This is a genomic window from Citrobacter freundii complex sp. 2024EL-00216 (genome assembly GCF_043945515.1).
Classification (GTDB): domain Bacteria; phylum Pseudomonadota; class Gammaproteobacteria; order Enterobacterales; family Enterobacteriaceae; genus Citrobacter; species Citrobacter portucalensis.
This window is the reverse complement of the sequence record NZ_JBIMRA010000001.1, coordinates 414021-438419: the sequence shown is the minus strand read 5'-3', so window position 1 is coordinate 438419 and position 24399 is coordinate 414021. Positions and strand designations below refer to the sequence as shown.

General features: G+C 51.1%; 25 protein-coding genes. 10 read left to right on the top strand and 15 right to left on the bottom strand.

From position 1 onward, the window contains the following. Positions 1–24: 24 nt before the first annotated feature. Positions 25–222: a YbdD/YjiX family protein gene (locus ACHHZ7_RS02240; RefSeq protein WP_003022064.1), complete on the top strand. Its 198-nt coding sequence runs from the start codon at positions 25–27 to the stop codon at positions 220–222. A gap of 98 nt (positions 223–320) precedes the next feature. On the opposite strand, the gene ACHHZ7_RS02235 is transcribed toward ACHHZ7_RS02240, so the two are convergent. After that, positions 321–1409: an oxidoreductase gene (locus tag ACHHZ7_RS02235; RefSeq protein WP_060682594.1), complete on the bottom strand. Its 1089-nt coding sequence runs from the start codon at positions 1407–1409 to the stop codon at positions 321–323. Positions 1410–1541: 132 nt separating this feature from the next. Between ACHHZ7_RS02235 and ACHHZ7_RS02230 the strand changes: the two genes are divergently transcribed. Continuing rightward, the gene (locus tag ACHHZ7_RS02230) at positions 1542–2702 is read left to right on the top strand and encodes a pyridoxal phosphate-dependent aminotransferase (RefSeq protein WP_060682593.1); all 1161 of its coding nucleotides are present in this window, start codon (positions 1542–1544) and stop codon (positions 2700–2702) included. Here ACHHZ7_RS02230 and ACHHZ7_RS02225 read toward each other — a convergent pair whose 3' ends face one another. The 4 genes from ACHHZ7_RS02225 to dsbG all read right to left on the bottom strand — a co-directional run bounded on the left by ACHHZ7_RS02225 (position 2703) and on the right by dsbG (position 6546). After that, positions 2703–3320 carry a ParB/RepB/Spo0J family partition protein gene (locus ACHHZ7_RS02225; RefSeq protein WP_032942666.1) on the bottom strand — a complete coding sequence of 206 codons (618 nt, stop codon included), beginning with the start codon at positions 3318–3320 and terminating at the stop codon, positions 2703–2705. It abuts the gene before it with no gap. Continuing rightward, entirely contained in the window at positions 3305–4528 is a 1224-nt protein-coding gene (locus ACHHZ7_RS02220) for a phosphoadenosine phosphosulfate reductase (RefSeq protein WP_060682592.1), read from the bottom strand. Before ACHHZ7_RS02220 ends, ACHHZ7_RS02225 begins: the two co-directional genes overlap by 16 nt. A gap of 165 nt (positions 4529–4693) precedes the next feature. Continuing rightward, a complete protein-coding gene (locus ACHHZ7_RS02215; RefSeq protein ID WP_060682591.1) occupies positions 4694–5596 on the bottom strand; it encodes a LysR family transcriptional regulator in 903 nt (300 codons plus the stop codon). 203 nt (positions 5597–5799) lie between these two features. Then, positions 5800–6546, bottom strand: coding sequence for a thiol:disulfide interchange protein DsbG (gene dsbG / locus ACHHZ7_RS02210; RefSeq protein WP_060682590.1), 747 nt, complete (start codon positions 6544–6546; stop codon positions 5800–5802). Positions 6547–6920: 374 nt separating this feature from the next. On the opposite strand from dsbG, the gene ahpC reads away from it, so the two are divergent. The 6 genes from ahpC to ACHHZ7_RS02180 all read left to right on the top strand — a co-directional run bounded on the left by ahpC (position 6921) and on the right by ACHHZ7_RS02180 (position 13570). After that, positions 6921–7484, top strand: coding sequence for an alkyl hydroperoxide reductase subunit C (gene ahpC, locus ACHHZ7_RS02205; protein ID WP_002894394.1), 564 nt, complete (start codon positions 6921–6923; stop codon positions 7482–7484). 154 nt (positions 7485–7638) lie between these two features. After that, complete coding sequence (ahpF, locus tag ACHHZ7_RS02200) at positions 7639–9204, top strand: alkyl hydroperoxide reductase subunit F (RefSeq protein ID WP_020996553.1); 1566 nt, start codon at positions 7639–7641, stop codon at positions 9202–9204. 223 nt (positions 9205–9427) lie between these two features. Then, the gene (locus tag ACHHZ7_RS02195; RefSeq protein WP_008784072.1) at positions 9428–9982 is read left to right on the top strand and encodes a molecular chaperone; all 555 of its coding nucleotides are present in this window, start codon (positions 9428–9430) and stop codon (positions 9980–9982) included. Beyond that, positions 9979–12249, top strand: a complete 2271-nt coding sequence (locus tag ACHHZ7_RS02190) for a molybdopterin-dependent oxidoreductase (RefSeq protein ID WP_060682589.1) — start codon at positions 9979–9981, stop codon at positions 12247–12249. Before ACHHZ7_RS02195 ends, ACHHZ7_RS02190 begins: the two co-directional genes overlap by 4 nt. Then, complete coding sequence (locus tag ACHHZ7_RS02185; protein WP_008784074.1) at positions 12246–12803, top strand: 4Fe-4S dicluster domain-containing protein; 558 nt, start codon at positions 12246–12248, stop codon at positions 12801–12803. Before ACHHZ7_RS02190 ends, ACHHZ7_RS02185 begins: the two co-directional genes overlap by 4 nt. Further along, the gene (locus ACHHZ7_RS02180) at positions 12803–13570 is read left to right on the top strand and encodes a DmsC/YnfH family molybdoenzyme membrane anchor subunit (protein ID WP_060682587.1); all 768 of its coding nucleotides are present in this window, start codon (positions 12803–12805) and stop codon (positions 13568–13570) included. The genes ACHHZ7_RS02185 and ACHHZ7_RS02180 overlap by 1 nt, the downstream gene beginning before the upstream one ends. A gap of 69 nt (positions 13571–13639) precedes the next feature. On the opposite strand, the gene uspG is transcribed toward ACHHZ7_RS02180, so the two are convergent. Together uspG and rnk are read right to left on the bottom strand one after the other, a co-directional pair. Continuing rightward, positions 13640–14068, bottom strand: a complete 429-nt coding sequence (gene uspG, locus ACHHZ7_RS02175; RefSeq protein WP_003022101.1) for a universal stress protein UspG — start codon at positions 14066–14068, stop codon at positions 13640–13642. 183 nt (positions 14069–14251) lie between these two features. Then, positions 14252–14662 (bottom strand): nucleoside diphosphate kinase regulator, encoded by a 411-nt coding sequence (gene rnk / locus ACHHZ7_RS02170; protein WP_003831264.1) that lies wholly within the window; start codon positions 14660–14662, stop codon positions 14252–14254. Positions 14663–14937: 275 nt separating this feature from the next. On the opposite strand from rnk, the gene ACHHZ7_RS02165 reads away from it, so the two are divergent. Then, positions 14938–15768 (top strand): alpha/beta fold hydrolase, encoded by an 831-nt coding sequence (locus tag ACHHZ7_RS02165; protein ID WP_048235896.1) that lies wholly within the window; start codon positions 14938–14940, stop codon positions 15766–15768. 96 nt (positions 15769–15864) lie between these two features. Further along, positions 15865–16488 carry a flavin reductase family protein gene (locus ACHHZ7_RS02160; protein ID WP_060682586.1) on the top strand — a complete coding sequence of 208 codons (624 nt, stop codon included), beginning with the start codon at positions 15865–15867 and terminating at the stop codon, positions 16486–16488. 41 nt (positions 16489–16529) lie between these two features. Here the strand turns inward: ACHHZ7_RS02160 and rna are convergent, their stop codons facing one another. The 8 genes from rna to citC all read right to left on the bottom strand — a co-directional run bounded on the left by rna (position 16530) and on the right by citC (position 24184). Beyond that, entirely contained in the window at positions 16530–17336 is an 807-nt protein-coding gene (gene rna / locus ACHHZ7_RS02155) for a ribonuclease I (protein ID WP_048236469.1), read from the bottom strand. A 110-nt stretch (positions 17337–17446) separates the two neighbouring features. Beyond that, entirely contained in the window at positions 17447–18910 is a 1464-nt protein-coding gene (gene citT / locus ACHHZ7_RS02150) for a citrate/succinate antiporter CitT (protein WP_003831271.1), read from the bottom strand. Positions 18911–18935: 25 nt separating this feature from the next. After that, positions 18936–19841 (bottom strand): triphosphoribosyl-dephospho-CoA synthase CitG, encoded by a 906-nt coding sequence (gene citG / locus ACHHZ7_RS02145; protein ID WP_003831272.1) that lies wholly within the window; start codon positions 19839–19841, stop codon positions 18936–18938. After that, positions 19810–20364, bottom strand: a complete 555-nt coding sequence (gene citX / locus ACHHZ7_RS02140; RefSeq protein ID WP_395148549.1) for a citrate lyase holo-[acyl-carrier protein] synthase — start codon at positions 20362–20364, stop codon at positions 19810–19812. Before citX ends, citG begins: the two co-directional genes overlap by 32 nt. A gap of 3 nt (positions 20365–20367) precedes the next feature. Then, complete coding sequence (citF, locus tag ACHHZ7_RS02135; protein WP_060682585.1) at positions 20368–21900, bottom strand: citrate lyase subunit alpha; 1533 nt, start codon at positions 21898–21900, stop codon at positions 20368–20370. Between the two features lie 9 nt (positions 21901–21909). Continuing rightward, positions 21910–22818, bottom strand: a complete 909-nt coding sequence (locus ACHHZ7_RS02130; protein WP_003831275.1) for an aldolase/citrate lyase family protein — start codon at positions 22816–22818, stop codon at positions 21910–21912. Beyond that, the gene (citD, locus tag ACHHZ7_RS02125) at positions 22815–23111 is read right to left on the bottom strand and encodes a citrate lyase acyl carrier protein (RefSeq protein WP_003022125.1); all 297 of its coding nucleotides are present in this window, start codon (positions 23109–23111) and stop codon (positions 22815–22817) included. Before citD ends, ACHHZ7_RS02130 begins: the two co-directional genes overlap by 4 nt. Continuing rightward, positions 23108–24184, bottom strand: coding sequence for a [citrate (pro-3S)-lyase] ligase (gene citC, locus ACHHZ7_RS02120; RefSeq protein WP_003831277.1), 1077 nt, complete (start codon positions 24182–24184; stop codon positions 23108–23110). Before citC ends, citD begins: the two co-directional genes overlap by 4 nt. Between the last annotated feature and the right edge of the window lie 215 nt (positions 24185–24399).

The following is a 24399-nucleotide window of genomic DNA, read 5'->3' as shown; positions in this document are numbered from 1 at the left end:
GCGTTTGTACGACAGGGAAACACTATGTTTGAAACACTCGCCAAAGCCGGGAAGTATTTAGGTCAAACCGCCCGATTAATGATAGGTGTGCCGGATTACGACAACTATGTTGAACATATGCGCGTCACGCATCCGGACCAGACGCCAATGACCTACGAAGAATTTTTCCGTGAGCGCCAGGATGCACGATATGGCGGGAAAGGTGGCGCGAAGTGCTGTTGATTTTTTGCCGGATGGCGTTGATGCTTATCCGGCCTACCACAATGCTCTGACCGTAGGCCTGATAAGGCGAAGCCACCATCAGGCAACCCGCACCATAATCACACCGTAAACGACTCTACCTTTTCGAATGCTGCGCGCAGTGTCTCCGGCGTTAACGTTACCGGCAGGGCGTGAATGGACTCCACCGGGCGCAGAGTGTGCGCAATCACTTTGTCGATTTCGGCGCGGTTATTGATGTTCACTTCCAGTTGAGCTAATCGGGTTGGCAGGTTGAATCGCTGATAAGCGGTAATTAACTGCGCCAGCACGTCATCTTGTCCCAGCAGCGCGCTCTGCACCAGGATGCCGTACGCCACTTTGGTGCCATGTAAAAACTTCTCGGTTTGTGGGAGGACGGTCAGGCCATTGTGAACAGAATGCGCCGCCGCCACGCGGGTGTAGCGCTCACCCAGACCACCAACCATGCCGCCTCCGGCAATAATCGCATCCACCACATCGCAAAAAGTGCGGCTTAGCGTGCCTTGTTGTTTGTCTGCCAGCGCCTGCTCGCTGCTTTCCAGCAGGACGTCGCGGATTGTCTGCGCGGCTTGAATACCCAGACGTACTGTCAATGGCAGTGTTTCCGGCTGAGGTGCGAGCACGACGGCTTCATACCACTTTGCCAGCGTGTCGCCGATCCCCGCCAGTAAGTATTCTTCTGGCGCATTGAGAACGATCCCGGGTTCGACCAGCACGAGGAAGTTCGCGTCAGGGAAAATTTCGAAATGTAGTGCCTGGCCCGCATCGTTATACCAGACAGAGAGCGGTGTCCAGGCAGCGCAGGTCGCCGCGATAGTAGGAATACCGACAAACGGCAGATCCAGACGACGGGCCAATGCTTTAGCGGTGTCGAGTAATGTACCGCCACCCACGCCAATCACCACACTGCGATCCTCTCCCGACTCTTTTGCCAGTTGAGCAACATCGGTTTCGCTGCAATGTCCCGTAAACAGCAGGCGTTTAGCTTCGGCAAGATGAAAAGCCTCTGGCAGGTAAGGGCTGGCCGCATCGATGGCGCGTTCACCATAAACCCACACGGCGCTTGAAAGTTGGTCGGCAGAAAAAAAATCGTTCAGTCTCGACAGGCTGCCAGGATGGGAAAAATAGTTGGCTGGGCCGGTGACGACGCGAATTTCGGTATTACTCATGATGTGTTGTCCTTTTGGCTGTCCTGTCCAGGCAGGTTATTTTTATATAGACGTCTGAACGTCTTGATTGCCAAATACTAGCATCGTGCTATAGTGGCTTCAACCACAACATCACACGCTGGGATAACAATAATGAGTAATAACCCGCTGATTCCGCAAAGCAAACTGCCTAATCTGGGCACCACTATCTTCACGCAAATGAGTGCGCTGGCGCAGCAGCATCAGGCCATTAACCTCTCGCAGGGGTTTCCTGATTTTGACGGTCCACTCTTTTTGCAAGAGCGTCTGGCGTATCACGTCGCGCATGGCGCAAACCAGTATGCGCCGATGACCGGCGTGCAGCCGCTGCGCGAAGCCATCGCGGATAAAACGGCAGACCTGTACGGCTATAAACCTGACGCGAATAGTGAAGTGACCATCACGGCGGGGGCCACAGAAGCATTATATGCCGCGATCACTGCGCTGGTGCGCCCTGGTGATGAGGTGATTTGTTTCGACCCGAGCTACGACAGCTATGCGCCCGCGGTTGAATTATCCGGCGGTGTGGTTAAACGTATCGCCCTGCAACCACCGTCTTTTCGCGTCGACTGGCAGGCGTTTGGTGCCTTACTCAGCGACCGTACCCGATTGGTTATCCTGAACACGCCACATAATCCTTCTGCCACCGTGTGGCATCACGCCGATTTTGACGCGCTGTGGCAGGCGATTAAAGAACGCGAGATCTTTGTCATCAGCGACGAAGTTTATGAGCATATCTGTTTCGCCAAACAGGGGCATGCCAGCGTGCTGGCACATTCAGAGCTGCGGGAACGCGCTGTTGCCGTTTCATCGTTTGGTAAGACCTACCATATGACCGGCTGGAAGGTCGGATACTGCGTTGCGCCAGCCGCCATTAGCGCTGAGCTACGAAAAGTGCACCAGTATCTGACGTTTTCCGTCAACACGCCGGCTCAGCTCGCACTGGCGGATATGCTACGAGAAGATCCGGCACACTATCGCGAACTGCCCGCGTTTTATCAGAAAAAACGCGACGTGTTAGTGAACGCGCTGCGTGACAGCCGACTGGAAATTCTGCCGTGTGAAGGCACATACTTTTTACTGGTCGATTACCGCGCCGTTTCCTCGCTTAACGACGTGGAGTTTTGCCAGTGGCTGACCACTGAAGTGGGCGTTGCGGCAATTCCGCTGTCGGTGTTCTGCGCCGATCCTTTCCCGCATAAACTGATTCGCCTCTGTTTTGCCAAGCAAGAATCGACGCTGTTAGCGGCAGCCGAGCATCTGGTTTCGTTGTAGCTATTTCACAGTCCAGGCTTTGGAGAATCGACGGTCAGCAAACAACGCTTGCAGGCCGTTGATTTGCTTCAGGCGTAACACCTCGTCGCTGTCCATACCAAGATCCTTGCCAATTCTTTCTTCACTCCAGCCCAGTTGCGATAGCTCGCGGACAATCTCGGACATGGCGTGGATTTGATGACGCCCGCGGGCGCGGTTGTGGCGAATGGTTGCCGCCATACGCTCATGGCGTTCGCGTTCTAAACAGGCAACCGGCAGATATCCTTTCAGCCTGGGCCTCAGTGAGGCTTTGGCTTTACCTAACTCGTGGCGGTGGAAACCGTCGACAATTTCGTACTCTTCAGCCGTTGAGTGAACCACTACAATGGGCTGCGTAAACCCGTCAGCTTCGAGGGACTTCAGCAGCAGCTTTTTCTCCGGTGGCGCAACGTTATTGGGGTTGTAGTCATTGGGTGAAATATGATCATTTTTAACCCAAAGTACGCAATCTACGGGCTCCTCGCGAAAGGGACTGACGCTGTGTATTGCCTTTCTGAATTCATTTATGGCTTCAATTCTCTCTGGTTCTGATAAACCAGAAAGAAAGCCGAGGAGTTCCTGAGTTAATCGCTGTTGCATAAGAGTCCCCATTCCTGGCGTTTTGTTTTCATGCGCTCATTGTAGCGTTGATAGTTTTTGGGTTTCGTTGGACTAAATGAGAGAGCCCGGCACCAATAGTCGTTATTCAGCAGGACCTTACAGATACGCCGCCACGACGGAATATCCACTGAACCAATATCTCTTTCCTGGGTTTGTGGGATATTCTCCATGCCTTTTTTCTTATACCACTGTAAATAGACGGCGATTTTATTGCGGTAATGTTCAGCGGTCGTTTCCGGCATACTCTTCAATAACAGCATGGCGTATTCCTGCCAGCTTAAATGTTCGGGTTTTAATATTTTGCGGTGACCGTAAAAATGGTTGTCCTGACCAGCATATATCCCGCCACTTTTTACCCCGCTGACGCGGGAGCACATCATTGCCCAGCGTTCAGGTTCAATAACATGGTAAAGCCACAGCCCCTGGCGTTGTTCTGGTCCAAAGGGTTCGCAGATACGCATGTATCGCGTGGGAACCCCCGCCTGATACATCAGGTTGTACAGGGGATTACACGGGAGCATTGACTTCGCAAACCACGTCCAGATGTCAGCAGTTTTCCAGTCATAAATCGGATAAATATACCAGGTATGCCCGCCGGGGGCGCTGGTGGTCCAGGGTTTGTCATCGGCAAAACGCTGTTTTTTCGAGTTCGCAATGGCGACAAAACGATTATATGACTCATCAGCGCGGATCCCGACCATCATGGCGGCTGGTCGTTTCTGCGAAAACCATTCAGCGAACTCACGAACAAATTGCTCGAAAGTCATACCGGGTTGATAGAAAGAGAAAAACTCAGGATCGGTAATGGCATCTGCGGGCGGTTGGCGCACCCATTGAGTATCCGGTTCCCAGCATTGCCATTCAGGCTGAAATTGTGACAGTGAATTTTGCGTCGTCAGCGGCAATGCAACCCAATAAAATTCTTCGATGACATCGGAATAATTCTCGCGTAGCGCCTGGACATAGTCGATAGTGCAGGAAAACTGAGCCTCCCAGTCGATAAATAAGACGTTTATTTTTTTCTGTAACTGGCGGGCAATGGCGGCAGTCAGATGTAACATCAACCCCGAATCTTTACCCCCAGAGAAAGAAACGCAGACACGCGGTAGAGTTTCAAGCGTCCAGGTAATGCGTTCCTGTGCTGCTTGCAGAACATTTTTATCCAACGGTATTTTATAAACAGACATATCAAATCCATATCGAATTTTTATTATTTGCAGCCATAATAAATGTCCGTAATAGGATAAGCTTTTTCTTGCGGCATGCAATATTTAAATATATTCATTATTTGCATGCCACATTGTCATTGTATGTTTTATGTGAATTATGATGTGCTTTTAATCATGTTACCATTAACTATCTAAGGATAGTTTGTTTATGTATTCTGCGAAGGCTTTATGATTCAATGATGCGCGGTTATACATTATGAATAATTTTATTTTTGGTAATTCAAAATCGGTTTTAATTTCTTTAAATTTCAATGCTGGTTGATAAAGTTCATAAATTTGTTTGGGGAGAAAACCAATAATATCCGTACTGGCGATAACGTTAGCAATCGAGAGTAAGGAATCGCTACTAAAACCTACTTTATGGAATGCCATCGATTCGCTTGCACGGGAACGATAATCTTTAATACCCTGATCTTCAGAGGAAAAATATGTAAATTGCTCTTGTTGGATTTGTTCGAGTGTGCTCGTTTCATTTATTCTGGGATGGTTGCCACTGCACACTAAAACACAGTCAATAGTCTTGAAATGAGTACATACAATAGAACGATTGTGAACTGGCGTTGTTGTAATCACCAGATCGGCTTTACGATAGGCAAGGATGTTTTCGGCCGTTTCTGCTGACATTAATATATCATGATGCTCAATTTCAATATCTGAATTTTCTCTGAGGCTATTAATTAAAGATGTCACATTCAGGTTGGTTGTAATTTGTGGGCTGTAGATGACGAATTTATTTTTCAGGCTGGAACCGTGCATGATATTGATGGTTTGTTCCAGATTATTGAGATTTTTTTCAAGGTGAAGATGAAGGTTTACCCCTGTGACCGTAGGCGTAATGCCTTTGCCTGAGCGAATAAACAAGGGGTCGTTAAACTGTGTACGCAGTCGCTGTAATGACTGGCTGACGGCTGAAGGGGTGATATACAGTGTTGCCGCAGCTTTACTGATGCTCAAATGTTGATAAATACATTCAAAAATTACCAACAGGTTAAGATCGAATTTTTTGAGGTCATAGAGGTTAGCCATGCATACCTTCCTGTGATGGTAATGTATAGGATAATTCAATTGTTGAATAATTTAAATTCTAATCATTCTTAGAGTTTATGTTTATGGCTTAATGAATAATTAACTTAAACTAAAATAACACAGATTGCTTGATGGTTACGATAAAAATACATTTTAAAGAGTGATTGAAATGAGAACCATAACAATCACTCATTCTGTTACCTTTATTTATTTCCCATAATAATATTTAATTTATCTTTATCGGGTAATCCCACTTCCTGTTGTAACGTATCGTCTTTGCTCATGTAGTAGATCGCGGGCGTCACATTAGCACCTAAATCATCCATGAGTTTTTGGTTGATATTCAGTACTTTCATCTGTTCTGGATGGACAGACTTGGGGATTTCCAGCTTCATTTTCCCGCCGGATGCTTCATAGTCATGCCAGGTTTTGGCCGGATCTTTGGATGCCAGGATTGCAGCAGCGGTTGCCGGGCTTTCGGGCTTGATCACGCCAACCAGCAGCGTACGCAGCTGAACTTTACCGGAATCTACCCATGGGCGCGCCTGCTGCCAGAACTGTTTGCAATAAGGACAGAAGGGATCGGCAAACACGTAAACGATGACCGGGGCTTCTTTTTTCCCGTCCAGAATCCACGACGCTTTTTCCATTCGCTGCCACATCTCACGTCCGGCAGGGGCATAGATCTCTTTTTCTATGAGCGCATTACTGAGGTTTTCTCCTTTTTCATTATACATGTAGCCGGAGATGGCATGTTTACCGTCAGGCGTGACATAGATAGTGACCCCCATGTCCTGGTATTTTCCCAGATAGCCTTTCATTCCACCCGGTGCGTCGAAGGGCTTCAGGATCGTAATTCCCTGTTTCTCAATGGCTTTAACAGGGGCAGGGAGCTCCTCTGCGTGCACGATAGCGGGGAGAAGAGTTAAGAGTAAGGTGCGTTTAAACATTGATTTTCCTTATAAAATCAGCAGGAAAGTGGGCTTAATTGCAAAACCTATCACAGCCATAGGTAAGATCGACGGTCTGTCGATTGCCCTTTCTTTAGTTGGGTGATGTAATCCCCATCGCTGTTACGACCTTTGTTAAGGTAATGTAGAGCGCAACACATAGCCAGCCCTGCTGGCACTGACGTTACCTGCGGGTAGCTCGGGTAATGAGGCTCCCTGCAAAGGGGGCCTTTTTTACTTTTATCTTTAGGTTCACAACATGAGTTTGAGTGGGTTGTTAGTTAACGCTTATTGATTTGATAAAGGAAACGCATTAGCCCTGCGAAGAGATTTTCGTTAACTTATCTCTCAACGAAAACACGGAGGAAGTACAGATGTCTTTGATTAATACCAAAATTAAACCTTTCAAAAACCAGGCGTTCAAAAACGGTGAGTTCATCGAAGTAACCGAGAAAGATACCGAAGGTCGCTGGAGCGTCTTCTTCTTCTACCCGGCTGACTTTACTTTCGTATGCCCGACCGAGCTGGGTGACGTTGCAGACCATTACGAAGAACTGCAGAAACTGGGCGTAGATGTGTATTCCGTTTCTACCGACACCCACTTCACCCACAAAGCATGGCACAGCAGCTCTGAAACCATCGCGAAAATCAAATACGCGATGATCGGCGACCCGACTGGCGCCCTGACCCGTAACTTCGACAACATGCGTGAAGATGAAGGTCTGGCTGACCGCGCAACCTTCGTTGTTGACCCGCAGGGTATCATCCAGGCAATCGAAGTTACTGCTGAAGGTATCGGCCGTGATGCGTCTGACCTGCTGCGTAAAATCAAAGCCGCACAGTACGTCGCCTCCCACCCAGGTGAAGTTTGCCCGGCGAAATGGAAAGAAGGTGAAGCAACCTTAGCGCCATCTCTGGACCTGGTTGGTAAAATCTAAGTCGCGTAGTTTGTAGGCCGGATAAACGTAGTGCATCCGGCATTCCACAGGCGCAAATTTGCGCCTGTTTCATTCCAGCACCATGACGCAAGTTGCATTAATGCAGTCCCGCAAAATCGGCTTGCATGATGATGTTTTCAGAGAGGGAAGAAGAATGCTCGACACAAATATGAAAACCCAGCTCAGGGCTTACCTTGAGAAACTGACCAAACCTGTTGAGCTGATTGCGACGCTGGACGACAGCGCTAAATCGGCAGAAATCAAGGAACTGCTGACTGAAATTGCTGAACTGTCAGAAAAAGTCACCTTCAAAGAAGACAATACTCTGGCGGTGCGTAAGCCATCGTTCCTGATTACCAATCCCGGTTCTCACCAGGGACCGCGTTTTGCCGGTTCTCCGCTGGGTCATGAGTTTACCTCTCTGGTGCTGGCGCTGTTGTGGACCGGTGGTCATCCGTCAAAAGAGGCGCAGACGTTGCTGGAGCAGATCCGCGATCTCGACGGTGATTTTGAGTTTGAAACCTATTATTCACTTTCCTGCCATAACTGCCCGGACGTGGTGCAGGCGCTGAACCTGATGGCGGTGCTGAACCCACGTATCAAACATACGGCGATTGACGGCGGTACTTTCCAGAACGAAATCACCGATCGTAACGTGATGGGCGTTCCGGCGGTATTTATGAACGGCAAAGAGTTCGGTCAGGGGCGTATGACGCTGACTGAGATCGTAGCGAAAGTGGATACAGGCGCAGAAAAACGTGCGGCTGAAGAGCTGAATAAGCGCGATGCTTATGACGTGCTGATTGTCGGTTCTGGTCCTGCAGGTGCGGCGGCAGCGGTGTACTCCGCACGTAAAGGCATTCGCACCGGTCTGATGGGCGAACGTTTTGGCGGCCAGGTTCTTGATACTGTTGATATTGAAAACTATATCTCAGTACCGAAAACTGAAGGTCAGAAACTGGCAGGCGCGCTGAAAGCACACGTTGATGATTATGATGTCGATGTGATTGACAGCCAGAGCGCGAGCAAACTCATTCCAGCAGCGCAGGAAGGCGGTTTGCATCAGATTGAAACGGCCTCCGGCGCGGTGCTGAAAGCACGTAGCATTATCATCGCCACCGGCGCGAAATGGCGCAACATGAACGTTCCGGGTGAAGATCAGTATCGCACCAAAGGCGTAACCTACTGCCCGCACTGTGATGGCCCGCTGTTTAAAGGCAAGCGTGTTGCGGTGATTGGCGGCGGTAACTCCGGCGTTGAAGCGGCTATCGACCTGGCAGGTATTGTTGAACATGTGACGTTGCTGGAGTTTGCCCCTGAAATGAAGGCCGACCAGGTGCTGCAAAATAAGCTTCGCAGTCTGAAAAACGTCGACATCATTCTGAATGCGCAAACGACAGAAGTGAAAGGCGATGGCAGCAAAGTTACTGGCCTGGAGTATCGTGACCGTGTGAGCGGCGATGTTCACAATGTGGAACTGGCAGGTATCTTTGTTCAGATTGGTCTGCTGCCGAACACCAACTGGCTGGAAGGCGCCGTTGAACGTAACCGTATGGGTGAAATCATCATCGATGCCAAGTGCGAAACCAGCGTGAAAGGCGTTTTCGCTGCCGGTGACTGCACCACCGTACCGTATAAGCAGATTATCATCGCGACCGGTGAAGGTGCGAAGGCCTCGTTAAGTTCGTTTGATTATCTGATTCGCACGACAGTAGCATAAAAAAAGTAAGACTCACCTGCAATGCCAAAACCGCCAGTCATCCGCTGGCGGTTTTTTATTTCCATACACTTAAATTGTCAATTCTTGAAACAATAAACCGTTTAAAACATTCACTTAATTAGCCTGATCATTATTTTCATCAAAGAAAGAGAGGGCGTTATCTTTATTATATTAACCTGCATTATTTTTTTATTTGTTGTGTGAATAAATGGTTGGTTAATTCATGGGTGAAATATATGAAACCCTGACGATCTTTGAATCGACAGGGTTATTGTTACGTGATTTTTTTATCTCTCACGATAGTTACACGCTGAAAGCGGCTTATTCAGCTTTAGATACAAATGCCTCAACGCTAACAGAGCAGGAGTGGTTGGAGGCGGAGTACGACTTCAATGCACTATTTGTTGGGCCGCAGACGCTAAAAGCCCCGCCGTTCGCTTCGGTATACCTTGAAGAAGATGCCCTCGTAATGGGTAAATCAACCTTAAGCATTCGGGAATTCATGGCAAATATAGGTCTATCTATAAACCATGTAAATAATATCCCAGATGATCATATTTCCTGCGTATTGGAATTAGCAGTTTTATTATCGGCAAATGCCAGGATATCAGCAGAATACCAGATCGTTATGACTCGATATGTAATTGAGTATATAGCGATGTGGATGCCCGCGTATATAGAAAAAATACATATAAATGCACAAACCGTTACGTTGAAAAACGTCGCGGAAAGGTTGTCTTTTTGGCTTGATGAATTAAACACGAGAGTATCAATATGAGTAATGAACCGGGAGTTCTGAACAGACGTTCATTTTTGAAAGGGTTGATTGCCCTTGGAACGGTGACTGCCCTGCCAGGGGGATTGCTGACTTCACGCTGTGCATTGGCGCAACCGCCAATTCCGTTTAATCCCAAAACCTACAAAATCTATCGTAACGCCTGTCCACGTAACTGCTATGACACTTGTAGCCTGAAAACCTGGGTGAAGGATGACGTCATCACCTTTGTGGAAGGCGCGCCTGAATCAACGTTTACGCATGGAACTCCGTGTGTGAAGGGATTGAGCTATCCACGTAGGGTATACAGCCCGGACCGCATTAAATATCCGATGGTTCAGGATGTTCGCGGCAGCGGTAACTGGCGTCGTATCTCCTGGGATGAAGCAATGCAGCGCATTGCGACCAAGATGCTGGAGATTAAAAAGAAAGATGGTTCAATGTTGGGTCTGGCGCTGACCAAGTACTCAGGCAAATTTGGTGTATTGAACTATGCCGTTGAAGGGATGATGTCTTCACTGGGTTACACCACCCGTTTTGCCGGAACACCTTGCTGGCCAGCCGGTATCGACGCGCAAAACTACGACATGGGCGACATGTGGTGTAACGACCCGGAAGATATGGTGAAAGCCAAATACATTATTATCTGGGGCGCTAACCCGGCTTGGTGCTCTATGCACACCATGAAGTACATCTATCAGGCGCGGGAAAAAGGCGCAAAAGTGGTCGTTATCGATCCACTGTTAACCCAAACCGCTGCGAAAGCCGATCTCTATTTACGTGTTCGGCCAGGATCAGATGGCGCTCTGGCGCTGGGCATGGCACGCCACCTGGTGGACAAAGGATTGGTTGATCAGGATTTCGTTAACAACTATTCCCATGGTTATGCTGAATTTGAAGAGTATTTGCGTAATAACGTTACCGTAGAGTGGGCATCTGAGATTTGCGGGCTGTCGGCGGATGTTATTCGCCAGTTGGCGGAAGAATTTACCGCGGTTAACCCTGCTACCGTGTGGATTGGCTACGGCATGCAGCGCCATGTCAACGGCGGCGCTAACGTACGGGCGATCGATGCCTTTGTGGCAATGACCGGCAATATTGGCATTGAGGGTGGTGGCGCTCGCTACGGTCATTTGCATACCTGGGGCTTTAACTACAATGCCATGTTGCAGAAGCCACCGGTAGGCTCTATCGGGATGCCGGAGGCGGCGGGCACAACCAGCGAGTTTGGTTCTGCGGGGGAAGTCGCACAGTATTCCGATCGCTCGTTGAATATCAACCAGACCGCAAAGGGAATTCTGGAAGCCAATGAGCCGCCTGTCCGAATGCTTTGGGTTGCCTGTAAGAACCCGTTTGCTCAGGATTTTGATCGCAGCAAGATGGAAAAAGCATTCGAAAAACTGGAAATGGTGGTGTGCGCCGACCAATTCTTTAACGAGACCGTCCAGCATGCCGATATCGTTTTGCCTGTCACCACAGCCTTTGAAGAGTGGAACGTAGACGCCTCATATTGGCACTACTGGCTCTCAATCAACCAGCCTGCAATTAAGCCAATGTATGAGGCAAAATGCGATCTGGAAATCGCCGTTTTACTTTCCCGCACAATCAACAAGCTGGAGCCGGGTTCTTGCACATTCCCGCAGGAGTTCGATCATAAGCGCTGGCTGGACCAGGAGTTCAATGACGGAATGGCCAAAATGTTTGGTATCTCCTCCTGGGATGATTTACTGGAAGGGCCGAAAAAAGCCATTCTGCCAAGTTCTGCGGCCTGGTATGACCGTAAGTTTAAAACGCCCTCTGGAAAGTTTGAGTTCAAATCTGAGCTGTGTGAGAAAAATGGTCATACGGCGCTGCCGGAATACAAACCGGAGGCAAAAAGCACGTTGCCATTCCACCTGTTTACGCCGCATGTCCAGTTCGGTATCCATTCCCAATTCATCAACCTTGACTGGATGCAGGTCTTCTATCCTGAACCGTTTGTTTATATGCACCCGGTTTCCGCCGGGAAAAGAGGCATCGCTGAAAATGACCTGGTGAAAGTGTTTAACACCACAGGTGAGGTGGAGTTACGTGCGAAGGTAACCGCTAACGTTCCGGAGGATTTCCTGGTGATGTACGAGGCTTGGTTCCCGAAACGGAAATACAACGTTCAAAACGTAGTGGCGGATACTCCAGCCGATATGGGCTTGATGAAAACTGGTGCGCCAGGTGCGGCCATCCATAGTCAGTTTGCGGACATCATTTTGATCGATAAAGGAGCAGCGGCATGAGGCGCGCGTTTTTAGTTAATAGCGATAAGTGTATCGGCTGCCGTGGCTGTGCGATGGCGTGTAAGAGTTTTAACCAGCTGGAGCCAGAACGTTTCTGGCGCTACGTCTACCCGCTGGATAAAGAAATTTATCCGCATGAAGAGCGAGCGTTCTACTCGCTGGCCTGTAACCACTGCGAAAATCCGGCCTGCCTGGCGGCTTGTCCGGTAGAGGCGTACACCAAACGTGAGGATGGCGTTGTAGTGCATAACCCGGAACGTTGTATCGGATGCAAAAACTGTATTCGCAACTGTCCATACGGTGCGCCGCGCTTTAATGAAGAGACGAAAAAAGCGGAAAAATGCAGCATGTGCTATGAGCGTCTTGATGTTGGCATGCAGCCGGCGTGCGTGAATGCCTGTCCGGTAGGTGCGCTGACGCTTATCGATCTGGATGCCGATCCTATACCTGATAATGCGGTGCAGTATCCGCCGGGATTCCCGCGTATGCCGCAGCTTAATCCTGGCACGCGTTTTATCCTTGCGCGTCAACCAAAGCAGCCGGAGGCCAAGTAATGGAAAAGTATGAACTTCCTCTGGTCATTTTTACCGTATTAAGCCAAATGTCGGTTGGGATCACGCTCATTCTGACGCTGCGTGTGCTGCAAGGAAAACTGGAGAGCAAGCGCCTGTACTGGCTGGTAAGTGGACTGGTTCTGGCGGCGGCGTCCGTGGCGGCGATATTACACCTTGCGCATCCGGATCGCGCCTACGATGCCTTGATCAACCTGCAGCACGCCTGGCTGAGCCGAGAGATTCTGGGCGCCACTTTATACGGTGCAGCTGTCGGGGTGACGTTTTTGGCAAAAGGGCACAAAGCACCAGCTGTTCTGGCCTCTGTTCTCGGTATCGCACTGGTGGCGGTACAGGGGATGACCTATGCCGCCCCGGCAATGGTGGCGATCGCCAACGGTCTGACAATGCTGTTGTTCTTCATCACGGTGTGGGTGATGGGGTGTGTTGCGATTCCACTGCTTAACCTCGCACCTGCCGTTGCTGCATTGCGCCAGGGGATTGTCGTGTGTATGGCAGTCATGATCGCCGCACCCATTATCTGGCTAAGCGGTGGCACCATCATGCAGATGACGGCGCATGCCTGGCTGACGTCGCCACTTTATCTGGCGAGTCTGGTGTGTCTGGCGGTGGCCTTTGTGCTTAGCCGTCAGGGCGAGCATCGCGCAAAAGCGCTTTTCGTCCTGTTGTTTGTTGGCATATTCCTGAGCCGTCTGACGTTTTTTGGCGATACGATCAGCTCCATCGTGAATATCGGCCATTTGTATTAATCGTGAGGTAATAAAAACCCCTGTCAGGCGTTAACCTGGCAGGGGTTTTCTTTAGCAAATCAGTGGCTGTTAACGAACAACCAGCACTGGCAAAGTCGCGTGACGGACAACGCTGGAAGCGTTAGAGCCGAGCAGATGGGTGCTGATTGATGGGTTACGCGACCCAATGACAACGACATCCGCATTCAACTCTTCACCCAATTCGTTGACCACGTCACGTACGCTGCCAAAGCGGACGTGTTGCTTAATACGGGAAGGATCGATGCTGAAGTGACCGACCATCGTTTGCAGACGGGTTTCCGCTTCGTGTTGCAGATGCTCTTCAAAACGACGGACATCGGCTGCAAAGCGGTGCAGGCTTAAGCTCGCTGAGCCTGGCAGCACATGCAGTAGATGGATAACCCCTTTATCCTGGGCCAGAAATTCTGCATGGCGAATAGCCTTGTCGCTCAGTTCCATTTCGAATACATCAACTGGCATTATGATTGTGTTGTACATAAACATTCTCCTTGTCATTACATGAACACATAACAGCATAGTATTAAAAATGATTCTGTCAGTCACGACACAGATTTATGTTTTGCGAACAGGAAAGAAAGCGAGGAGCAGGGAGATCTAACCGGAAAGAGGATGCGGATGCATCCCCTGTAAGATAAAGCGAGTGGCTTTGATAAGACAGAGTTAGCGCAGGTAGTCGCCTGCAGCTTCAGGCTGGTACTCAAGCTCGATAACTTCGAGGTGTGTTGAGGTCCCGCCTGGCAGTTCCCAGTGAATGGTATCACCAACGCGCAGCCCCAGAAGTGCAGCGCCGACAGGTGCCATTACCGAAAGCTGTGTGTTGCTGTCAGTCATAGTAGCCGGATACACCAGGGTACGCACACGGACTTCGCCATCACTCAGATTGCGGAATTTCACGCGGCTGTTCATGGTCACGACATCGTGCGGCATGGTTTCTGGAGAACACATTTGGGCACGATCCAGCTCGGCGTTAAGGGCGTCGGCAATCGGTAAACCAGCAAACGCAGGTTGCTCCAACAGGCGGTCAATGCGTTCCGCATCGAGGTCGTTAATGATGATAGTTGGTCTGGACATTTATTACTCCATGTCGTCGATACTGCGGGTGCGCAGGTAAATAATCCCAAAAGAAAACCCTCACCGTCAGGCGGCAAGGGTTTAGCTTTTATGATGATACTGAGACTTACCCCATGTTTGAAGTGATTTAGTTCACATTCAGGTAAATCATCAACATTGTCGCATATGGTGTGATTTTAGCCGAAAAACGTGATCGTTCTCCAATTTGCATTATGCTTTTTAAGCGCTCGCTGCGGGCGCGTCAAACAACTCAGTGTTCCGCGACAGGAGATCTCATGAGCCAGTACGACAAACTTACCTTGAAAGACGGCAGCTATTTGCATTTTAAAGACTGGGGAAGTGGACAACCTATTGTGTTTAGTCACGGTTGGCCGCTGACGGCAGATGCGTTTGAAGATCAAATGCTGTTCCTTGGATCGAAAGGATTTCGTGTGATCGCCCATGACAGGCGCGGACATGGGCGTTCGGCCCAACCCTGGGATGGACATCATATGGATCAGTATGCTGACGACCTGGCTGAACTTACCGCGCATCTCAATCTTAAAGATGCCGTACATGTTGGGCACTCTACCGGCGGTGGGGAAGTGGCTCGTTATATTGGCCGGCATGGGACGCAGCGGGTGGCAAAAGCGGTGTTAATTGGCGCGGTGACGCCCATTATGATCAAGACTGACTTTAACCCAAATGGCGTGCCGAAAGAGGTATTCGATGGCATCCGTGAGGGGGTTGTGAACGATCGCGCCGCCTTTTTCTATGAGCTGACCGCTGCATTCTATGGCTACAATCGTCCTGGCGCAAAAGAGTCGAAAGCCGTCAGGGAAAGTTTTGTTGAACAAGGTTTACAGGGTTCCATCAAAGCGTTGTACGACTGCATTCATGCGTTTTCGGAAACAGATCTGCGTGAAGACCTCAAAAAGATGACCATCCCGACGCTGGTGATCCACGGTGATGACGATCAGATTGTCCCGTTTGAAACCTGCGGAAAGGTCGCGGCGGAAATGCTGCCGGACTCGCAGTTGAAGGTATATGTCGGCGGCTCGCATGGCATTTGCACCACCCATAAGCAACAGATCAACGGTGACCTGCTCAACTTTATTCAGTCGTAATCGTTGGCAGATTGTTCTACGCTGATCTTCTTTTTCCAGGGGGATGAGCGAAGCATAATTTGTGCTGCGCCGACGTTAACTTCAACAGGGAACGCTATGTATTTCTATCAACCGTCACAGGGACACGGCTTACCGCATGATCCGCTAAATGCCATTATTGGACCGCGCCCGATTGGCTGGATTGCGTCGCGTGACGGCAACGGCCGGCACAATCTGGCACCATACAGTTTCTTTAACTGTTTTAACTATCATCCGCCGATTATCGGTTTCGCCAGCAGCGGCTGGAAAGACAGCGTGCAGAATATTATCGAAACTGGTGAATTTGTCTGGAACCTGACGACTCTTGAGCTGGCCACTGCGATGAACGAAACGTCAGCCAGCTTGCCGCACGGCGAGGACGAGTTTTTTGCCGCCGGGCTTAGCAAGGCAAATAGCCGGATAGTCAACGTGCCGCGCGTGGCGCAAAGCCCGGTCAATTTTGAGTGTCGCTTATCGCAAAGCCTGCAACTGACTACCGCTGATGGCTCACCGGTTGATACCTGGCTGGTGTTGGGGGAAGTGGTAGGCATTCACATAGATGAAACGCTCCTGGAAGACGGCATCTATCAGACGGCGAAAGCGAAACCGGTACTGCGTGCAGGTGGGCCAACGGCGTATTATTCGATCAGTGAAACACATCGTTTTGATTTAGTTCGCCCGGACGCCCGTGCAAAACGCTAAGTTTACGGACCGACGCCAGCTCGCAGCGTCGGTCGCAAGTTTCAGTATCCCACTTTGTCGATAATAAACTGTTTACCGCAGCTACCCGGATGCGGTTGCGGTAAGAATGACTGGGCAGATAACGTCTGGTTGATGTTGTCGGCTTTCAGGGATAACTGGATCTCAGTGAGATACGCTGGATTGCCGTGGCAGCTTAGCTTCACAGCTTTGACGTTTTCTTTGCCCCAGCTTTTGGCAACGGCGGCGTCAAATGCGTTACGGCTGACGGTTTTGCCGTAGTTTTCAGCCAGGAATTTGCCCACCTCGCTGTCCTTAACCTCATTATTCAGCCGCACCATCGTGCCGAAGTACGCGTCGGGATCAAAACCGAAACACGCGCCATGTTTGGCATACTCGTAACGTTCCAGACAGGATCTTCCTCCAGCGCCGGGCATTACGGCGCTGAGTTTTGCCGCGCTTTCCAGCGACAGCCCGGTTTCGGGGGCCGCGCATTTACGGCTGGCGCGGGCTTCAGGCAGGTTGGGAATAGGGCGAGTCGCGCAGCCAAAACGCATCCAACGGCGATTGTCTACTCCACGGGCAGCAATGGATTTAGGCAGGCTGGGCCATAAACCGTGAACGGTCAGGAAATCAGCTTTGTCTGCGCTCTCTTTTTGCAAACGACATTCGTCAGGCTCCTGACGATTACGCTCGTGTTGGCTCTGACAAAATCCGGTTTGCCAGGAGAGAGCCAGCACGTAGCTGTCAAAATCAGCGTACTGTTTTGCCTGAAGTTCATCGGCCTGAGCTGCAGAAACTGGTAGCAGGAGTGCTGCCAGCAACGAAGAATAACGCCATGTTGATGTCATGATGATTTCGGACACTTATATAAATTCTGAATATCATCTATTTAATCATAAAAAATGCCAGTCAGGTTTAGCTGACTGGCATCATTTTCATCAAGCGTGAACGGGAATGATTAGCTCCACATTGCCAGAATCGGCCAGCCGACCAGCAGAAGCATAGCGATGTAGATAACGCCGAAGATAGCACCCAGACGCCAGTAGTCTTTGGACTTCACATAACCACAGCCGTAGATGATAACGCCTGGGCCTGTTGCATATGGAGTCAGACAGCCCATGATACCGATGGACAGTACCAGCAGGATACACAGGTGTTCCATCGGCACGCCCGGGATACCTTTACCGACGGCCAGAATAACCGGCAGCATGGTGGCGGTGTGAGCGGAAAGGCTGGCAAACAGGTAGTGAGCAAAGTAGAACACCAGCACCAGAACGATCACGGTCGCGTTAGGCGAGAAGCCTTCCAGGTGCGTGCTCATAGTGTTGGCGAACCAGTCGATGAAGCCTGAACGGGTTAATCCATTCGCCATAACGACCAGCGTGGCGAGGTTAACCAGAGTGTTCCATGCGCTGTTATAACGGGTAATGTCTTTCCACGGTACAACGTGCAGCGCCAGCATCAGGGAGACAGCCAGCAGGCCCACTGCGGTTGCATCAATCAGTTTACCACCGAAGACCCACAGGCCCAGGCTGAGCAGTACCAGACCGATCAGCGTTATCTCTTTACGGGTAAGTTTACCCATGCCTTTCAGTTCATCACCGGCCCAAGCGGCAACTTCAGCACTGTGAGTAACTTCTGGTTTGTACAGAACGTATGACAGCCACGGGGCAACGATCAGCAAAATAATACCGACCGGCAGGAAGCTGAGGAACCACTGCAACCAGCTGATTTGAATACCGGCAATTTTGTTGACGAATTCCAGACCCAGCACGTTAGGCGCAGCGCCGGTCACGAACATCGAGGAACTCAGGCTGGTACTGATGACCATCATCCACATCAAATATCCACCGATACGGCGCGCGGAAGGATCGTTCGGGAATGATTTAAACAGCGGCGGCAGGTTTTTGATAACCGGGAATACGGTGCCACCGGTACGCGCGGTGTTAGATGGAGTAAACGGTGCCAGCAGAATGTCGATGATAACAATCGCATAGCCCAGCGTCAGGGTACGTTTACCCATGAATTTTACCAGGAACAGCGCGATACGACGACCCAGACCGGTGACTTCATAACCCAGTGCGAAGATAAACGCACCAAACACCAACCACACGGTGGTGCTGGAGAAGCCAGCCAGACCCCATTTCAGCGCTTGCTTACCCGCTTTAAACGCCGGGTCGGCCAGTTCTGAAGCATCAAACAGCAGATAGTTGCTGCCGATAACGCAGATCGTTACGGCGATAAAGCTGATCGCTGTTGCCGGAATTGGCTCCAGGATCATGCCGACGATCATCGCCACAAACACGGCAAAGTAGTGCCAGGCCTGTGGAGGCATTCCATCAGGGACGGGGATTAGAAACATGACACCCATGACGACCAGGGGGGCCAATAACTTCCATATTTTATCTTTTGCTAAAGACATGTGTGTGATTCTCCGGAAAGGATCTTTAATTGTGATAATGATGAACTTGTGAAATCTGAGCTAAGAACCAGGTGACGATCAGCAGATCGGCGCAGCCTCCGGGACTGAGGTTGCGTTCAATGCACTGTTGGTCGAACTGGTGTAGATATTCGAGATCGGCAGGGGTACGAATCCCCCCTTGCTGCATCAGGGCGGTGGCCTGCTGCTGTAGCCAACGCAGACCTTCTGCGCCGCCACGTGAAGCCACGTTGGTGTCGCCGTTGATAGACATCAGCAGCAATAATGTGTCGAGTAACGCCAGTTCAGGGTCGCGGCCCTGAGTCAGCAGTGCGCGGTAGTGCGGCAGGGCATGCTGGATGACAAGCGGATATCCCGCTTCGGCTTCGCCCCGTGCGCCGGTTAATCCCAATTGCTGATAAAGACGTTGGCCAGCCGTGAGTTGTTGATTGTTCTGGCGCAGTTCGCGCTCGGTCAGGCCACGGCAAAATGTTGCTGCCGTAGAGCAAATGGTTTCAGCGGTAACAGTGAGTTGGAGCTGGTGCAGGCGGCCAATGGCGGCGCACAGCAGTCCCAGTGAAAAGATGCTCCCTTTATGGGTGTTCACCCCGGCGGTGGCGCGGAACATATCGGCTTCGCAGGCCATGCCCAGCGGGCGCAGTCCTTTCAATACATCTTCAGGCGACAGCTGTGCGCTAAACGCCCCATATTCAATAAAACGTGGCAGCCATGACTGAATCGCTTCAGCGCTGCGATGAAAATCTTCCAGCGCCATATCTTTATGCGCGCCGTTGTTAATACGATCTACCAGACCGGGTTTGGGCGACAGGTTGACTTCAGTCAACATGGCGCGCCACGCAAGCGTTGCGTAAGCATCAGGCAGATCCAGAGGGAGGACTGCGTTATTGGTTGATGTTGCGGGAATCGGCATCATGCAGCAGTGCCTCCATCTGAGTGAGTAAGTCGGAAAGCGCGTGGGTTTTACCCCGCGCACAGTCGGCAGCACTTTGCTCGCACAGCAGACAGCGGCGGGCAGGGAGTGCGAAATGACACCGGGACAGAATTTCCCCTTCAGGGGTCAGGACATCGATATCCCATAGCCGTCCCAGCGGGTGTGAATGCTCAAGTTCAATTGTGGCGAGCTTGAGGTCGTGGGCCGGAGCCTCAATAGACAAAAGACCTTCTGGACCGCTGGCAGAAACCAGCGCTGTTTGCTCCCTGACAATCCAGGTGGATTGTTTCGCCAACGCGAGCAAGGCGGTTACGCCATGATTAAAGATGTGACGAGTTAATTCGCTGTCTTTAATCGGACCCGGTGCGACGACGGTAAACGAGACCAGCGGCGCAGAGTGGCGTGTCAGCCACTCCTGTTGCCTTGCCTGTCTCTCATCGCGGCTGGCTAGCAGCTCGGGAATGGAAACCTCGTGTCGGGTGGCGTATTCAGGGAGCAGGTGCATGGTTTATTCCTTCACCTGATGCACAACGTCAATCACTGAACCATCGCGGTAACGCACAACGGCAATCACGCGGTCAGTGAATTCGATAGCGCATGGCTGACCGGTGAGCTGCTGTGCACGTTCGCGCAGCCATTCAATGGACACCACTTTCATACCGGCTTCTTTCAGACGTTCTGCCAGTTCCGGACGTGCAGGGTTGACGGCGATACCGTGGTCAGTGACCAGAATGTCAACGCTGGAGCCTGGGGTTACGCAGGTCAGCACGTTATCAACCAGGGTCGGGATGCGTCCGCGAACCAGCGGCGCGACGATGATAGACAGCGCAGCGGCAACCGCGGTATCGCAGTGACCGCCGGATGCGCCGCGCAGTACGCCGTCAGAACCGGTCAGTACGTTAACGTTGAAGCTGGTATCAACTTCCAGCGCGCTGAGCACCACGACGTCCAGACGATCGACGGATGCGCCTTTTGAGCCCCAGTTGGCATACTGGTTGGCACTGATCTCAATGTGGTTTGGATTGCGGGCCAGCGATTCCGCGGCGTTACGGTCAAAACTCTGAACGTCCAGCAATTTGCGAATCAGGCCTTTTTCGTGCAGGTCAACGATGGTAGCGGTAATGCCGCCCAGCGCGAAGTCGGCACGGATATCGCGGCTGCGCATTTTGTCTTCCAGGAAACGCGTAACGGCCAGAGAAGCGCCGCCGGTTCCTGTCTGCAGTGAGAAGCCTTCGTTGAAGTAGCCGGAATTAGCAATGACCTCAGCCGCGCTACGGGCGATTAACAGTTCACGCGGGTTGGTGGTCATGCGGGTCGCATCGGCACCAATTTTGTCCGCATCGCCGACCTGATCGATCTGCACGATCAGATCTACCTGGTCCTGCGTAATGCTGGCCGGGTTATGCGGATAGGTCAGCAGCTGTTCAGTCAGCAGGACAACCTGTTTCGCGTTTTCGGCATCTACGCGGGCATAGCCCAGTGAGCCGCAGCACGCTTTACCGGTATAACCGTTGGCGTTGCCAAACTGGTCGCAGGACGGCACGCCGAGGAACGCCACATCAATGCTGAGCTCGCCACTTTGCACCAGGTGCACACGGCCACCGTGGGAGTGAATTTGTACCGGTTCGGCCAACAGGCCACGTGAGATTTCTTCCGCCAGCGGACCACGCAGACCGGAGGTATAAATGCGGCTAACCACGCCCTGACGGATGTGCTCAACCAGCGGAGCATGGCAGTCGCTCAGAGAGCTGGAGGCCAGCGTCAGATTTTTAAAGCCCATATTGGCGATGGCGTCCATCACCAGGTTAATCGTCAGATCGCCACCGCGAAAAGCGTGATGGAAAGAGATGGTCATACCATCCTGTAAACCAGAACGACGAATGGCGTCTTCCAGGTTAGTGCACAGCTTTTTGTCGCGCGGTTTTTGCGCCTGCAATTCTACTTTTGCGGTGCTCTGATAAGCGGAAAGCTCACTTTCTGCATGACGGCTCCAGGTCGCCACGCGATCCTGGCGTTGAGACTGTTCGATTTTCTGCGTCATTTTTTTGCCTTATTCTTCGCGAATGCCGGAAAGTTCTGCACGGGAGATAACCAGAAGGGCGCGCTCGATAACCGGGCTGTCGACCATTTTGCCGTTCAGGGAAACTACGCCACGACCTTCGCGAGCAGCGGCTTCAGCGGCTTCCACAACCAGACGGGCGTGAGCCAGCTCTTTGCGCGTTGGGGCGTACAGGTTATGCAGGAGTTCGATCTGGCGCGGGTTGATGAGCGATTTGCCGTCAAAACCCAACTGCTTGATGTGTGCGGCTTCGTGCAGGAAACCCGCTTCGTTGTTGGCATCGGAATACACGGTGTCGAACGCCTGAATACCGGCAGAACGTGCAGCCTGCAAAATAGAGCAGCGGGCAAACAGCAGTTCAGTACCTTCCGGGGAGCGCTCAGTGCGCAGGTTACGTACATAGTCTTCCGCACCCAGGGCAATACCGATCAGACGTTCGGAAGCATGGGCAATTTCTACCGCGCGAGTAATGCCTAACGGCGATTCGATGGCGGCTAACAGACCGGTGCTGCCGGGTTCACGGCCACAGGCGTTTTCGATGCGCAGAATTTCGCTTTCGATGTCGATGACATCCTGCGCGGTATCGGTCTTCGGTAAACGTACGATGTCAGCACCGCCACGTACCACGGCTTCAAGGTCGTTGATGCCCCATTCGGAGTCGAGGGCGTTTACACGCACGATGGTTTCAACGTCGTGATACAGCGGATGCTGCAGCGCGTGGTACACCATGCGGCGAGCGGTATCTTTTTCACGCAACGCGACGGAGTCTTCCAGGTCGAACATCAGCGCATCTGCCGGGTAGATGAACGAGTTGCTGACCATGGCGGCATTGGCGCCCGGTACGAACAACATGCTGCGGCGAGTACGGGTTTTACGTTGTTGCAAAGATTCGGAAATCACTGGCAATCCTCCCATGGCAGTGCCGGAATACCGCCAGCGCGGGCCAGTAGTGCTTCCAGTCGCGCACGTAAAATGCAGTCCAGTGCGCCTTTATCATCAACATTCAATTGCACGCCGCGTACGTTGTAGCGGGACAGAACGTCCAGAATGGTGGTCCGGATGGCATCACCGAACTGCTTTTCGACGCTACTGTTAACCTGCAGGTCAATATCCTGCGAATCGAGTGGGGCGATGCGAATCATCACATCACCGGACTCGAGTGTGCCTGCGACGGCTGCCTGGTTTATTTTCATTTTTCACCTGTTGCTAATGCGGGGGTATTTTGGCGGACTGCCGCACCCGATGAGGCTCGCTCAACCATGCTTTGCAGATACTGCAGCGTGGCGTCAGGGACCAGGGATGCGATAGCCGTGAGATCTTTTTTAACCAGCAGCTTGCGCACCCAGGAGGCGGAAATCGGCATCTCCTGGAAGCACAGCCGCTCAATTTCCACCAGTTCAATCGGCGGGGCGGGAAGCGTTGGGGTCTCCAGCCAGTAACGCATGTCGTTGTTATACTGGGAGGTGACGGTGCAATACGGCTCAGTACCGACGAAGCGGTGCGTGACGCCGAGAGCCGGAGCCAGATACTGGCGGAAGATTTTCAGGTCTATTTCGGTGTAGCAGTGGTTAATAACGCTCTGCTCTTTGATGAAGTAACACGGGAACGTGGCGCGGGAAATGATGTACTCCGAACCGCGATGCACGGTTAAACGTGGAATGTCTTTTGTTCCTTTAAGCACCAGATCCAGGCGGTCTTCATACGGAAAACGTGAGGTATCTTCTTTCACCAAAAACAGATGCAGCCAGTCACATTGCGCGGCCGCCTGTTGGATCAGAAAACGGTGTCCGTTGGTGAAGGGGTTGGCGTTCATGACGATACAGCCAATTTTTTTCCCATCATGACGCTGTTTTGCCAGTGACTCGGCGTAGCGTTTCAGACGTGTGGTGCTGTTTTCCATCAATACCATAATGCCGGGAACGCTGGTGAGCGTAGAAAAACCGCACTGTTTAAACAGCGATTCGTACTCGGTTTTGGTATAGATGAAGAGGTGCGTACAATGGCGTTCATAGGCAAGGTTGATTAACTCAGTCGCCAGCGTTAGCGCTAAGCCCTCGCCACGGACAGATTCACAGATTGCGACACACTTAATAATATTCCCAGCGATACCACCGCAGGCAATCAGACGGTCGTCACGGGTGACGGTGATAAATACTTCGACGGTCGTATCTACGCTCAAATCATTCTCTTTCAGAAATTGCGCGATAGCCGCCATCTTTTTATTTTCTGAGCGTTTAACTTGCGTGAATATATTATTACCGAACATAGTGAATAGAGCCCCGATGCTATATTTGTTACTGGGTTTCTGTTTTTGTTGCTCTGTTTAGCAACCTGATAACGTTTTGTTTGCAATTGAAGGGAATGGTTTTTTATTACGGAGTATTTCTTTTTTTCCCCTGATGCATACATCGTAAGGGGTATTTTGGAGGTAATTTTTGATTTATTTCACAATAAGTTAGAAGGTTTTAATGTGTTTTATGG